The 14,125-nt window shown below is 51.1% G+C and carries 15 protein-coding genes and 1 tRNA gene; 7 read left to right on the forward strand and 9 right to left on the reverse strand.

All coding sequences use genetic code 11. From position 1 onward, the window contains the following. Window positions 1-3 precede the first annotated feature (3 nt). Complete coding sequence (locus tag LRP57_RS04400; RefSeq protein ID WP_231205326.1) at window positions 4-1,311, reverse strand: homoserine dehydrogenase; 1,308 nt, start codon at window positions 1,309-1,311, stop codon at window positions 4-6. A gap of 365 nt (window positions 1,312-1,676) precedes the next feature. On the opposite strand from LRP57_RS04400, the gene pflB reads away from it, so the two are divergent. The 3 genes from pflB (at window position 1,677) to pflA (ending at window position 5,049) form a co-directional block, all read left to right on the forward strand. Then, complete coding sequence (pflB, locus tag LRP57_RS04405; RefSeq protein WP_269212658.1) at window positions 1,677-3,791, forward strand: formate C-acetyltransferase; 2,115 nt, start codon at window positions 1,677-1,679, stop codon at window positions 3,789-3,791. 41 nt (window positions 3,792-3,832) lie between these two features. Further along, a complete protein-coding gene (gene grcA2, locus LRP57_RS08265) occupies window positions 3,833-4,084 on the forward strand; it encodes an autonomous glycyl radical cofactor GrcA2 (protein ID WP_269212659.1) in 252 nt (83 codons plus the stop codon). An 89-nt stretch (window positions 4,085-4,173) separates the two neighbouring features. Further along, a complete protein-coding gene (gene pflA / locus LRP57_RS04410) occupies window positions 4,174-5,049 on the forward strand; it encodes a pyruvate formate-lyase-activating protein (protein ID WP_231205327.1) in 876 nt (291 codons plus the stop codon). 59 nt (window positions 5,050-5,108) lie between these two features. Here the strand turns inward: pflA and def are convergent, their stop codons facing one another. Then, complete coding sequence (def, locus tag LRP57_RS04415) at window positions 5,109-5,708, reverse strand: peptide deformylase (protein ID WP_231205328.1); 600 nt, start codon at window positions 5,706-5,708, stop codon at window positions 5,109-5,111. A gap of 233 nt (window positions 5,709-5,941) precedes the next feature. Here def and LRP57_RS04420 point away from each other — a divergent pair, with 233 nt between their 5' ends. Next, window positions 5,942-6,838 (forward strand): aldose-1-epimerase, encoded by an 897-nt coding sequence (locus tag LRP57_RS04420; protein WP_231205329.1) that lies wholly within the window; start codon window positions 5,942-5,944, stop codon window positions 6,836-6,838. Window positions 6,839-6,938: 100 nt separating this feature from the next. On the opposite strand, the gene lysA is transcribed toward LRP57_RS04420, so the two are convergent. After that, window positions 6,939-8,366, reverse strand: coding sequence for a diaminopimelate decarboxylase (gene lysA / locus LRP57_RS04425; protein ID WP_231205330.1), 1,428 nt, complete (start codon window positions 8,364-8,366; stop codon window positions 6,939-6,941). A gap of 59 nt (window positions 8,367-8,425) precedes the next feature. Then, a complete protein-coding gene (gene argS / locus LRP57_RS04430) occupies window positions 8,426-10,105 on the reverse strand; it encodes an arginine--tRNA ligase (protein ID WP_231205331.1) in 1,680 nt (559 codons plus the stop codon). A 255-nt stretch (window positions 10,106-10,360) separates the two neighbouring features. Between argS and LRP57_RS04435 the strand changes: the two genes are divergently transcribed. From LRP57_RS04435 to LRP57_RS04440, 3 genes are all read left to right on the forward strand, one after another. Continuing rightward, window positions 10,361-10,436 (forward strand) — tRNA-Arg (locus LRP57_RS04435). A 143-nt stretch (window positions 10,437-10,579) separates the two neighbouring features. Beyond that, window positions 10,580-10,702, forward strand: coding sequence for a hypothetical protein (locus LRP57_RS08270; protein WP_269213847.1), 123 nt, complete (start codon window positions 10,580-10,582; stop codon window positions 10,700-10,702). A gap of 483 nt (window positions 10,703-11,185) precedes the next feature. Further along, window positions 11,186-11,419 (forward strand): helix-turn-helix transcriptional regulator, encoded by a 234-nt coding sequence (locus LRP57_RS04440; protein WP_231205332.1) that lies wholly within the window; start codon window positions 11,186-11,188, stop codon window positions 11,417-11,419. Between the two features lie 56 nt (window positions 11,420-11,475). Here the strand turns inward: LRP57_RS04440 and LRP57_RS04445 are convergent, their stop codons facing one another. The 5 genes from LRP57_RS04445 to LRP57_RS04465 form a co-directional block, all read right to left on the reverse strand. Continuing rightward, window positions 11,476-11,766 carry a flagellar motor protein gene (locus tag LRP57_RS04445; RefSeq protein WP_231205333.1) on the reverse strand — a complete coding sequence of 97 codons (291 nt, stop codon included), beginning with the start codon at window positions 11,764-11,766 and terminating at the stop codon, window positions 11,476-11,478. Continuing rightward, on the reverse strand, window positions 11,766-11,990 hold the full coding sequence (locus LRP57_RS04450; protein ID WP_231205334.1) for a holin: 225 nt from the start codon (window positions 11,988-11,990) through the stop codon (window positions 11,766-11,768). The genes LRP57_RS04445 and LRP57_RS04450 overlap by 1 nt, the downstream gene beginning before the upstream one ends. Window positions 11,991-12,020: 30 nt before the next feature. After that, window positions 12,021-12,971 (reverse strand): N-acetylmuramoyl-L-alanine amidase, encoded by a 951-nt coding sequence (locus LRP57_RS04455; protein WP_231205335.1) that lies wholly within the window; start codon window positions 12,969-12,971, stop codon window positions 12,021-12,023. Window positions 12,972-13,068: 97 nt separating this feature from the next. Further along, window positions 13,069-13,827: a hypothetical protein gene (locus tag LRP57_RS04460; protein ID WP_231205336.1), complete on the reverse strand. Its 759-nt coding sequence runs from the start codon at window positions 13,825-13,827 to the stop codon at window positions 13,069-13,071. A 59-nt stretch (window positions 13,828-13,886) separates the two neighbouring features. Next, window positions 13,887-14,123 (reverse strand): hypothetical protein, encoded by a 237-nt coding sequence (locus tag LRP57_RS04465; RefSeq protein ID WP_231205337.1) that lies wholly within the window; start codon window positions 14,121-14,123, stop codon window positions 13,887-13,889. Window positions 14,124-14,125: the final 2 nt, after the last annotated feature.

Below are 14,125 nucleotides of genomic sequence, written 5' to 3' on the forward strand. Positions count from 1 at the left end.
GGACTATTCTCCTTCAACACGTAATGTTGAAATTACTTGACGTACCGCGTCGCAGCATTTCAGATCATTGACCACAGCTCGTAAATCTGATTCTTTTCCACTGTGAGTAACCAGAGTAATTGCCGTACATGCATCAGCAGAGTCATAGCGTTGATTCACCGACTGAATTGATACACCATAACGTGCGCACACGCCGGCAACTTCAGCAAGAACCCCCACACGATCTTCCACTTCAATACGCATGTGATAACGGGTATGAGCCAGACCAGGTTCAAGAATCGGTAATTGCGCATACACAGATTCACGCGGCGCATGACCACCATAAGCACGATGATGAGCAGCCGCTACAAGATCAGACAAAACTGCTGAGGCTGTAGGAGCACCACCGGCACCTTGCCCGTAAAACATCAAACGTCCTGCTGCTTCCCCATCAATCGCCACAGCATTAAAGGCCCCTGACACCGTTGACAACGGATTATCAGCACCAATAAGAGCAGGATGAACGCGAGCAATAATTCCTTCTGTTCCTTCTGCTGTCACATGGCGCTCAGCTATCGCAAGGAGTTTAATAACCTGTCCTGTTTCACGTGCTTGTGCCATATCATCGGCAGTAATTGAGGTGATACCCTCCACAGCAACATCTTCAATACCGACGCGAGTATGGAAAGCCAAGGAAGCAAGAATTGCACATTTCGCTGCAGCGTCAAAGCCTTCCACATCGGCAGTTGGATCCGCTTCAGCGAAACCAAGTTTTTGTGCCTGTTCTAATGCCTGCTCATATGAAGCACCCGTAGAATTCATCGCATCCAAAATGAAATTCGTTGTGCCATTAACAATGCCCATCACTTGAGTGATACGGTCCCCTGCAAGCGATTCTCGCAGACCATAGACCACAGGAACTGCCCCGGCAACAGCGGCCTCGTAATACAAATCGGCACCATTGGCAGCAGCAGCCTCATACAGTTCAGGACCGTGAGCGGCAAGAAGCGCTTTATTGCCTGTCACCACTGAAATACCTTGATCCAGTGCGCGACGAACATATGTGCGCGCAGGTTCAATGCCGCCGATAAGTTCAACAACAATGTCACGTCCATCAATTGCTTGGGCTGGATCTGTTGTTAAAAGAGCTGGATCAATAGTGACATCACGAGGAGCATCGAGGCGACGAACGAGGACTGATGCTACGCGCATACGAGCACCCGAACGTGCTGCAAGTTCTTCAGCTTGCTCCCCCAGTATGCGGATAACCTGCGATCCCACTGTTCCGGCGCCAAGGACAGCTACATCCAGTACAGGTGAAGTCTCAGACATCGTTTTCCTCCAGGTCACTATTTACGGTCATATCAAGCGATCTACGCCATGATATTAGACTCTTTCCATGTAAGTGTGCGTGAGTGTTTTGCTTTTGTTCTCTCAAGTAGCGATGCGCATATTTTCCTGTAAAGATTAACAACTCACACACATATTAGGACTAATGTCCCTGCGGTTAATTATTTGTTTTAACACTTCCAACGACGGTGACCGATCGCATAGATTTTTTTCCCTTTTTCTCCCTCTTTTACCTTGAAAGAGCGCCACACTGGAATAGACGTCTTACAGGACGTTACAAGTGCCGACCGGCCACACGTACCGACGTTTACACCTATAGAACGTGGGAACATCTGAGAAGAGGAATCATGACAGAGCAGACCGCTCCAGCAGACACAGCCGCTGCGTGGGAAGGCTTTGAATACGGTCCATGGACAGAATCAGTGGATGTCCGCGACTTCATTCAGCGCAACTACACACCCTACGAAGGCGACGCCAGTTTCTTATCCGGCCCAACCGAAAAGACACAGCGCGTATGGCAAACTCTTGAAGACAAGTACCTCAGCGCTGAACGTAAAGTACGTATCCTCGACGTTGACACCCACACACCTGCAGACATTGACGCTTTTGCTCCCGGGTATATCAGCGAAGATGATGATGTCATCGTTGGTTTACAAACAGACTCCCCTCTCAAGCGCGCAATGATGCCAAACGGTGGCTGGCGCATGGTGGAAACCGCCATTAAAGAAGCAGGCAAAGAAGTCGATCCTGAAGTCAAGAAAATCTTCACCCAGTACCGCAAAACACACAACGACGCGGTATTCGACATTTACACCCCCCGCATCCGTGCGGCACGTTCCTCACATATCATCACCGGCTTACCTGATGCTTATGGCCGAGGCCGTATCATCGGTGACTACCGCCGTGTTGCTCTCTACGGTGTTGACCAGCTCATTGAATGGAAGCAACAAGATAAAGATGCTGTTGCTCATCAACCATTCTCAGAACACTGGGCACGTTACCGTGAAGAACACTCAGAGCAAATTAAAGCCCTGAAGAAACTCAAGAAAATGGCCGCTGATTACGGCTTCGACATTTCTGGACCAGCTCGTAACTCCCAAGAAGCTGTGCAGTGGACGTACTTTGGCTACCTCGCATCTGTGAAATCACAAGATGGTGCAGCCATGTCTATCGGCCGCCTCTCAGCATTCTTTGACATCTACTTTGAACGCGACTTAGCCAGCGGAGCAGTAACTGAATCTGATATTCAAGAAATCATTGATGCTCTTGTCATTAAGCTCCGTATCACACGCTTCTTGCGCACCATTGACTACGATCAGATCTTCTCTGGTGACCCCTACTGGGCAACATGGTCAGATGCTGGTTTTGGTGAGGACGGACGTACTCTAGTCACCAAGACTTCATTCCGACTGCTGCAAACACTGCGCAACCTCGGCCCTGCACCCGAACCGAATATCACGATTTTCTGGGACGAAAATCTACCAAATGGGTACAAGGAATTCTGCGCAGCAATTTCCATTGAAACCTCCTCCATCCAATACGAGGCAGATGAACAGATTCGCCAACACTGGGGCGATGACGCAGCCATTGCCTGCTGTGTTTCTCCGATGCGCGTCGGCAAGCAAATGCAGTTCTTTGGCGCTCGCGTAAACGCAGCAAAGACACTGCTATACGCCATCAATGGTGGCCGTGATGAAATGTCAGGTAAGCAAATCGTCACAGGATACGCACCTGTTGAAGGCGATGGGCCACTTGATTTTGATGAGGTCTGGGCCAAGTACGAAGAAATGCTTGACTGGGTAGTTGGCACCTATGTTGAAGCTCTCAACATTATCCACTACTGCCATGACCGGTACGCATATGAATCCATTGAAATGGCCCTGCACGATTCTGAGATCATTCGCACCATGGGTTGCGGTATCGCAGGTCTATCAATCGTTGCTGATTCACTTTCTGCTATCAAATACGCGAAGGTCACACCGGTTCGTGATGAAACCGGTTTGATTGTTGACTACGTGACAGAAGGCGACTTCCCAACCTACGGTAATGACGATGACCGCGCTGACGATATTGCCGCGACAGTTGTCCATACCGTTATGGATAAGATCAAAGCTATCCCCATGTACCGCGATGCCATTCCCACGCAGTCCGTTCTGACGATTACATCCAATGTTGTCTACGGAAAAGCAACAGGTAACTTCCCTTCAGGACACCGCGCAGGAACACCTTTCGCGCCCGGTGCAAACCCTGAAAATGGCATTGACACGCACGGCATGGTCGCTTCTATGCTGTCCGTCGGTAAACTTGATTACAACGATGCTCTTGACGGAATTTCGCTCACCAACACGATTACTCCCTCCGGTCTTGGTCGCACAAAAGACGAACAAGTAACCAACCTCGTGGGAATTCTCGATGCAGGTTTCGTCCCAGACGACAGCTGCGAATGCACCGTCCAAAACTGATATTCATTCCCTATACACCCACTGAAGAAAAGAGAAAAATCATGGCTACCAAGACCTACGAAGAACGCCTTGCTGCAATGCGTGCTGCTCGTGAAGAACGCGGACACCGTGCTGGCTTATACCACGCCAACATCAATGTGCTGGATCGCGCCACACTTGAGGATGCTATTGAGCACCCCGAAAAGTACCCGAACCTCACTGTTCGCGTCTCAGGCTACGCAGTGAACTTCGTTAAGCTCACCCGCGAACAGCAACTGGATGTTCTGTCCCGTACCTTCCATCACTCAGCCTGATTTCTGAATGATATCCTCGTGGCGCCGTCCTATGAGTGGGTCGGCGCCACACTCATCCCGTCCGTATTTTTGAGGGAAGTTCCGTAAATATGACCGCCACTTTTATTGATGCTTCAGCTGTTATGGGCGACCAGAATTTCCAAGCACCGACAGCGCGTCTTTCCGGTGCTGGAACACAAGGCCTTACTGAACTGACCGATATTGAACGCACCGAACGACTTGAACGTATGCGGGCCGGAACCCTCGGGTCAGTTCATTCATGGGAGCTCGTCACTGCAGTTGACGGCCCCGGTACACGTTTGACCATATTCCTCAATGGTTGCCCCCTCCAATGCCTGTACTGTCACAATCCTGACACTTTGCGCATGCGTGACGGTCATCCTGTCGAAGCCGACGAAATCTTAGGGCGTATCCGTCGTTATCGTCGTATTTTTCGCACAACAGGAGGCGGCATTACGCTTTCTGGTGGCGAAGTCCTCATGCAGCCAGCTTTTGCAGCGCGTATTCTCCGCGGCGCAAAAGAAATGGGGATACACACAGCAATTGATACATCCGGTTTCTTAGGTGCTGCCGCATCCGATGAAATGCTTCAGGATGTTGATTTAGTTCTTTTAGACGTTAAATCCGGCATTCCAGAAACATATACACAAGTCACCGGTCGACAATTGCAACCCACCATTGATTTCGGTGATCGTCTCTCCTCTTTAGGAATTGAAATCTGGGCGCGTTTCGTCCTTGTTCCTGACCTCACAGACGCACCTGAAAATATTGAAGCAGTTGCCGACATTATTTCACGCTGGTCATCTGTCAGCCGCGTTGAAGTGCTTCCTTTCCATCAAATGGGTATGGATAAGTGGGCCTCTTTAGGTTTAGAGTACGCACTCACAGATGTGCGTCCCCCTTCAGCTGAACGCACCGATCAGGTTCGTCGTATCTTCCGTAACCGGGGTTTTACTGTCTACTAAACAGGATCTGTCACATCATCCCGGCCGCGTATCCAAGTATTGCGCAGTGAAATATTTCCTCAGTGGCTGGGTGGAACCCACGTCAAACCGGGTTTTCCCCAGCCTTCACGAGTAATGGCACGACTTACCACCTCATCGTAGGGCGCGTTCACACGGTCACAGTACAAAGTACCGTTGAGATGATCGAATTCATGTTGAAAAATGCGTGCAAGCCACCCATAGGCTTCAATACGCAGAGGATTTCCTTGCTCGTCACATCCTGTCAAAATAGCATGATCTGCGCGTCTCAGAGGATAAGAATAACCGGGTACCGATAGGCAACCTTCTCGTTCAATTTCACGGTCAAGCGCCTCCTCACGAAAATCAGATAATTCAAGTGAAGGATTGATAACTACTCCGGAACGGCCCTGATCTGGAATATCAATACCAGCATGGCGACGTAAAAAACGATCATAAGGGTGTGACCCAGAATAATGCCACGTAAATATTCGCAGCCCTACTCCTACCTGAGGAGCAGCTAAACCCACTCCTGGCGCAGCGTGCATCGTCTGTTGCATATCGTCAATAAGAGTATGTATCTGTTGATCGATAGAGGACACTTCTTGTGCGCTCGTATGCAGAACTGGTTCACCAACAATCGTGATGGGAAGAATGGTCATATTCCGACAATAGCGGCCATATGCTGATGATGTGATATGCAGATCCTCACCACACAAAGAAAAAATGAGGAGAATCACATACTAGGGTGAAGGTCAAGAGAGGCAAAAACAAAAAATAAGACTTTTCTCAAGAAATAAGTACGGTAGCTTCTCAGCACACATCACTTAGCTGCACTCAAACGCAAGGGTGACATGAGACACTAGAAGGAAAGGACGTATCCATTGGAGGAAAAATGACTCCCGCTGCTTCAGGAACAGAAGTGACACTCACTTCAGGTGAATACACTGCCCGTATTGTCAGTGTCGGCGCAGGCATTGCTGGACTCACACTCAACGGAAAAGATCTGGTCCACCCACATTCCGTTGATGAAGTTCCTCTCGGCTATCTCGGAAAAACACTGGTTCCGTGGCCTAACCGTATTGCAGGGGGCTCATATACTTGGAAAAACACGCGCTACGATGTGCCCATCAATGAACCGACCACAGGATGCGCTTTACATGGCCTCATGGCGTGGACTGACTGGCACATCATTCATTCCGACCACGATTCAACAACCCTTGGAGCGTTCATTGCCCCTCGATATGAATACCCGTGGACACTGCAATGCTGGGTTACCTATGCCCTGCACGCAGATACTGGATTATCTGTTTCCATCACAACGAAAAATACGGGTAAGGAAACTGCTCCTTATGGCGTATCATCGCACCCCTACCTCACAATTGGACTGACACCAGCAGATGAGTACGTACTGTCAATCCCAGCAACCCACGTAGCGCAAACTGATGACAACCTCATACCTGTTGGCCTGTGCGCAGCCAAGCAATTAGACCTTGATTATCGCACTCCACGTCTGGTGAGCACTCAATCTATCGACCATGCTTTCACAGGACTTCCCAACGAAAAATGGGCCGTGCGATTGGCTTTACCGGAAAAGGATGAATGGGTTGAAATTGAAGCGGCAACACCATGGGTCCAAGTGTATTCTGCTGAGAAACTCGGACGCCGCAGCATTGCAGTTGAACCAATGACCTGCCCTCCAAATGCCTTTAACTCAGGGATAGATGTCATCGAATTGCAGCCAGGTGAAAGTCACACACTTTCTTTCAGTATCCGCGGCCATATTCACTAAGGAACTACGTGTGAAACAGCCTCCCTCACACAAAAATCGCACGGGAATGCGGCGATTATTCTTTCACCATGAAAGACCTTATCTAATTCCTTAAAAAAACTTACATAGATGCATCTAAGGACAGCATATGATCTAAAGTCTGCGGAAATATCATCCACTGTGCGTGACCGGACTCTACACCAAGAACCCCCGGTTTAGTCATCATATTGTAATTTGAAGCCATCGAGTAACCATATGCGCCAGTTACAGGAACAACTAACAGATCGCCAGCACGCACATCCGCAGGTAAATCAACATCCCATACTATGACATCACCGGATTCGCAATGCTTCCCCACCACACGGGAACGCACAAGCGGGGCATCCGATACGCGTTGACCCAATGTTGCCGTATAGCGCGCACCATATAAAGCCGGACGAATATTGTCAGACATTCCACCATCAACCGCTACATAACGGCGCACCGCACCAGAATCATCAATGGTCGCATCTTTTGTCGCACCGACACGGTACACCGACACTGTTGTCGGCCCAATAACAGAACGCCCCGGCTCAACGGATACACGCGGAACAGGAATATCATGCCGCGCACATTCATCACGTATCGCCATCGCTAAAGCACGCACAACCTCAGCAACAGACGGCGCACATGCATCATGTCCCGAATAAGCGATAGCAACTCCCCCACCACAATCCAATTCAGGCAGTGGATAGCCCACACGCTTACTGACCTGTGCAGTTAATGCACACATGATACGTGCAGCTTCCACAAAAGCCTCTGCACCATAAATTTGGCTCCCAATATGGCTATGCAAGCCGCGCAGCTCAATATGAGAACTCGCTTGGATTGCTTCAATCACCGCATCTAATTGCCCGTCAGCAATTCCAACACCAAATTTTTGATCTTCATGACCGGTTGAAATGTACTCATTCCCACCTGCATGAACACCTGTTTTCACACGAACCATGACTCGCGCTTTTACGTGAAGTTCACTGGCAATACGTTCCACCTGTTCCACTTCATGCAAAGAATCAATGAAAATACGCTCAATACCGGATAAATTCCCCGCAGATAAAGCTGCACGAATTTCCTCATCCGTTTTATTATTTCCATGTAATCCAATGTTTTGTGGAGGAATGCCTGCACGCAAAGCACATGTGAGTTCCCCTAAGGAAGCAGTGTCCACGCCCATTCCAACTGCTGTTACTTCACGGATAACATCGGCACACAGAAATGCTTTCCCCGCATAGAAAGCATCACCTCCATTCATGCCGTAGCCTTCCCAGAATTCCTCAGCCATGACATGCGCCCACATACGTGCACGCTCACGAACATCAGCACGATCAACCACATAAACGGGGGTCGTAAAGTTTTCCGCAATATCGCTCACACGCACTCCACCAATGGAAAGTACGCCCTCGGAATCACGTACAGCGCTCCAAGGCCACAGATCAGGGCGCTCTGTCGGCTCTGGACACACTAAGGAACCTACAGGAAACTGATCACCGTCGGTAAGAGCCTCACCCATGGTTCATCCCTTTCAGGAGGTCAGAATTATTTCACCGGTCAGTACCATCCGTCAGTTGGTCACATTCGCTCAGGAGCACTCACACCTAATAAATCTAAACCTGAACGAAGTACGCACGTCACCGCATCGTTAAGCCACAGGCGTGCCACATGAGAATCTTCCACAGGGTCTTCACCACGCGGAGTTACACGGCACTGCCCATACCATGTGTGATAGGTCGCTGCGACAGATTCTAAGTATCGAGCTAAACGATGAGGCTCCCGTAGTTGAGCGGCTTGCGCGATCTGCGCAGGAAATTGCGCTAAAACCCCCAGCAGCTCAGCATCCGCTGCCGTGTCCAAAGCAGCAGGAACGAAACCAGCTAAACGAGTCACAGCATGTTCAGCAGCATTACGCGCCACATTACAGGTACGCGCATGAGCATATTGAACGTAATACACCGGATTATCATTTGTACGCGATGCTAAAAGATTGACATCGATATCCAAATTTGAATCCATTGATACGCGAACCAAGGCGTAGCGTGCCGCATCTACACCCACAGCATCTACAAGATCATCAAGGGTCACAATTGTTCCCGCACGTTTAGACATACGGACAGGTTCCCCATCTTTCACAAGGTTCACCATTTGTCCAATGAGGATCTGCATATTGACGTTCGGCTGGTCACCGAATGCTTCACACATCGCCATCATTCGCCCGATGTACCCATGATGATCAGCTCCCAGCAGGTAAATTGCTGTATCTGCACCACGCGAGCGCTTATCCAAGTAGTAGGCGACATCACCGGCAAAATAGGCTGCTTGTCCATCGGATTTAATGAGGACTCGGTCCTTATCGTCACCATATGTCGTTGTGCGCAACCAGACAGCACCTTCACTATCAAAAACTTCTCCGCGTTCACGGAGCACATCAATTGCGCGTGCTACTGCACCAGATTCATGTAAAGAATCCTCATGGAAGAACACATCGAATTCTGAATTGAATGTGCGCAGACGTTCTTTAATCTCATCAAACATGAGTTCCACACCACGACGACGGAAAGCTTCAATAGAATCTGCTTCAGGCAAAGTAGCGGGGTCTGCTTCACCAGCCTGTGCTGCATCAGCTTGGACTCGGGTGGCAATATCCGTAATGTATTGTCCGCCATATCCGTCTTCAGGAACGTCTTGTCCTAAAGCACGAGCGCGAAGTGAACGGGCAAAGCGGTCAATTTGTGACCCGTGATCGTTAAAGTAATACTCGCGGGTCACGTGCGCGCCGCATGCCATCATTAAGCGGGCCAGTGAATCACCAACTGCTGCCCAGCGTGCACCGCCTAAATGAACAGGTCCTGTGGGGTTTGCGGACACATATTCTAAGTTAATATGCGTACCGCTGAGGCTTTCGTTGCGCCCGTATTCGTTGCCAAGCTGGACAATTGTGCGGGCAAGTTCACCAGCTGATGCTGCGGCAAGACGAATATTGATAAAACCTGGTCCTGCGACTTCTACGCTGTCAATTCCCTCGTGGCTCGAAAGCATATCTGCAAGGAGGGTTGCAAAATCGCGGGGAGCCATCCCTGCTTTCTTTGCCATTTGCATAGCAATATTGGTGGCCCAGTCACCGTGATCGCGGTTGCGTGGACGTTCAACTTTTACCGCGGCAGGAATGTCATCTTCGTCAAGAGAAAGCGTCCCCGCGTGGAGGGCATCGACAAGTGTTATACGAATTAAAGCAGCAAGTTCTTCAGGAGTCACCTGTAAATCGTAGAATGATACGCCCGTTTCTGGCTACTACATCCACGTACACGAGCCTGTGGCATGTCAATATTCACAGTTCTTTTAAGGATTCATTCCATTTTCGTTCCTCGTGTTGCTCATGAGTATTGTTCAGGCAGCACCTGCAGTATTTATTTTCCTTATCGATCCGAAAAAGATTTCATAGGAAAAATGAACTTTGTGACGTGGTTTTGTACTTTCAAGCAAAAAGACTGATAAACTAACCCGACGTTGGCCCCGATAGCTCAGTGGATAGAGCGTTCGCCTCCGGAGCGAAAGGCCGCAGGTTCGAATCCTGTTCGGGGCACCAATAGAAAAAGGTTTGACAGCAACGAAAAGTTAATTATAACTACTTCTGATTTTCGCAGACTTAGTCGTTACTGTAGCCATTGCTGTAGCCATTCATTCCTGACAGAAATAATCCCTCTTTTATCAGAACTCACCTAATGATGAGTGACTATCGCGGAGATTATGGCGCGTGGTGGGCATAAGGATGTGGAGGTTGTGATGGTTTACCAGCGTGCAGCGGCGGAGTGTGATCGCGAGCTTGCGGCGCGTATGCCAGTGGAAATATAAAACACTGTTCCACAACTCGACATAGCACCATGCATGGTTTATAGTTATATGTGTTAGCGAGGTAAACCTCGAAATACTAATTGAAGATAGGAGGACGGGATGGAGATTGTGAACCTGATTATTTCGGTTGCAAGCCTTACGGTTTCGGTTATCGGACTAATAATTGCCGTGGGGCCACCACAAGGTCCGGGTAAGCACCGCAAGTAAACGGGCGGGGGTCGAAAACAGACTAATTGATTTCGACCCCTCCCCCTTCAGGTTAACAGAAATATCCCCGCCTTCCTCTTATTCTCATGATAGGAGAATACGCATGAACACGCGAGCCTTTATGCTTTGTTGTCTTGCTTTCGTTCTGGCTTTAGGATCACTCCTTACCCTGACTATGCGGGGCCTTGCTTTTGAGTGGATCGCTCTAATCTGGGCACTATGGGGTACTTCTTTAGGGATAAGCATTTCGTCTCTCGTTTTCACGTGGAAGAAAAAATGAGCAAGCCTACGTACTACCTAGGTTTATCCGCGTTAGCAGCACGCGCGGGAATCACAAAAAACACCGCGTCCAGTTACCGTAGAAACGGGTACCTACCCACTCCTGACGTACTCATAACAGAGGGTGAAAAGAACATTAGTGGATGGAGTGAGGAAACCATTGATGAGTGGTTAGCCAATCGCCCCGGTCGTGGTGCTCGTACAGACCTGCATGGTAAAAGAGAAGCCTAAAAACACAAAAGCCACCCCGCCCTGCGGGTGAGTGCCCGTGGGTGGGGTGGTTTGTTTTATTGTTGCGGGTTGTTGTGTTCGAGGTGGGACAGGCGGTGTTCGATGTGTTCGTGCGTGTGTTCGGCCCGCTCGTCTAGGAGTGTGAGTCTTTCGTCTAGGAGTGTGAGGCGGTGTTCTACGGCTCCGATACGATGGTCGAGGGTTTTCAGGCCTCGTTCGACTCGGGTGATTGCGTCTTTCATGCTGGAGCCGTGGTTGGGTCGCATTTGTCGCCATGTGGCTGTGGCAGCAATCAGTGCGCCTAGTCCTGTGAATCCGCCGAGGGCTTGCAAAATGTCAGCCAGCATCAATCCGCGCTTTCTGGTGTGAATGTGGTTTTGTGTACGTCGGTTGAGTTCGGGTCCGCTATCGAGGTGAGCACACTGATAAGCGCAGCAGTCGCGGCAAGGCCTACCGCTTGGCCCCAGTCCAGCCCCCAGACCACTGTTCCTGTGGTCAAAACAGCAAGCAGAGCTTGCGCCGCTGTTTTAATGGCCCGCTCACTTACCCCGAGCCAAAACGATGTTCTCATATACGCTTCCATGATTATTGTCCTTTCTCCTTAGCTTAGTAACTGGTTAACTCGTGCCTGAACCGCGTCGTATGCGTCACCTAACGCTGCTCGGCGCTCATCACCGTTACCGAACTCGCCGCGTATCACGGCGCGTGCGAGCGCTTCAATGTCAGGTCCGGCAGAGGGCGCGGGGTCAGGGGCTGCTCCTAGTATTTCGTTGACGCGGGCTTGCACTGCGTCTGGGTCGTAGCCCGCCGCGCGTAACGCCTCGTAGCGCTCCTGCCCGTTGCCGTAAGCACCCGCTATCACGTCACGTGCCACAGCGTCCACACCTGCGGGCTGGGAGGGGCCACCAAGACCGCACAACTGGTTGACTCGTGCCTGAACCGCGTCGTATGCGTCGCCTAACGCTGCTCGGCGCTCATCACCGTTACCGAAGTCGCCAGCAAGGGCACGACGCGCGAGAGCGTCGATACTGTCCCCCGCGTAAATGGGGGCCAAGGCTTCAGGGCGCGGCGGTATGGTCCCTGACGAGGCGGTTCCACGCGCTAAACCGTCGATGAGGCCTACGAGGTCACGGTATGCGCCGGGGCATTGGGTGGGCACAAAATCAGAATGAACTTTGATCGGTAGATCACCGTAGACTGCGCGTAGGTCAGCTACCAGTGCCGCAATTGTTGCTACGTCAGCCTCGGATGCGCGTGGGTTGCACTCGATACCAATTCCCTTGTCGTTGCCAGCTGAGCCGACCCCGATACCGTCTCCTGCGTGCCACGCGCGGTTATCCGGGTCCACGATGCACGCCACGCGCCCAGCTTCGGCCACATAGTGCGCGCTCGTGGACGCGCTAGCGCGGGTCAGGTAGGACACCACACCCTCAAACGTAGGATGTGTAGCGGGGTCGCCCCAATGGTGTAACACGATACACGAGATACCGTAGGGCCTTCCGCTCGTGTATGCGGGCGACGTGTAAGCCGTAATCTCTTCGTAAGATGACATAGTCTTTTCTCCTTAAAAAATTTTTCAGGTACACGAAAACCCCCGACCTATGAGTGGTTGGGGGTGGTATAAAAACCGGGGCTTCACCAAGCAGCGTTTAAGATTTCAGGTGCCATACGAGCGTTGTTTCCCACTTGCCGCCAAAGCCATTCACATCACGCCCAAACTGCAGGTACAACTTTCCGTCGGGGTAGACGTACACATACGGGTCAAACGTGGTCCATAGTGGGCCGGGGGCTTTCGTATCCGGCCACAGGCTTTTATCCGTGATAGTGCCGATCACCCACCACTCGCCTTTACGCGCATTCCAGTACGGGAAATCGATATCCAGCATGGCGGTTACCACGTCGCCTGTGCGTCGCACTGAACGCACCTCGATTGAGCGCACGTTGGATGCCTCAAGAGCGAAATTCAACGCGACTTTCTGACTCCTGCCAAAGCCGCCTTGCTCTCCTAGCATGATCGGGGTTTCGGGTGTGATCCCGTTGATCGTGACCTGCGCTATCGGATAGTACGCGATCAGTGAGCCTGACAAGATTCCGCCAGTTGCGCGCGGAGCCAGCGGGTTCTCACTGACCGGCGAGCCTTTCAGCACGCTCAGGGACGCGGTTTCTACCCCGCTACTCGCGTTACGCTCATACCTCACACAGACAAGATCAATGCGTTTGCGTCCTGAGCTGCCTGAGTCGATGCGCACAGTCTCAGTAGAGGTGACGCGCACATACCGCCCATCAACCAAAAGGTGCATGGCCGGGACTTGAACGCGGTTCGCGTCCAGCAGTGTCACGCTCGGGTAGGAGTCCTGCGCGGTAGGTAGGCGCACCACACCAAACCCGCTCGTGGCCCCCTGAAACATTCCGATGTCCTCTGATGAGATGTGCGGGGTCCCGGCCTTGCCGGTCACAAGCTCTACTGTCATGATTGATCTCCTGTTTCGACTGTAGTCATGAACTGCTGGTACTCGATATCGTGGCGCTGTTGGAGTTGCCGCCATGCTCGGTAGCATGACTCGCAGTACAGGCGAGTTGTTTCTGTTTCTGCCGCGTCAATTCGTTTGACCTCGTGCCACTGCGCGACCGAGTCGCCGTGCGCGATAATCGCGCTTGTGCCGCACCGATCACACGAGTATCGGGCTAAATTCATTGTTTTCACTA

The organism is Schaalia sp. lx-260, from assembly GCF_021083645.1.
GTDB lineage: Bacteria > Actinomycetota > Actinomycetes > Actinomycetales > Actinomycetaceae > Pauljensenia.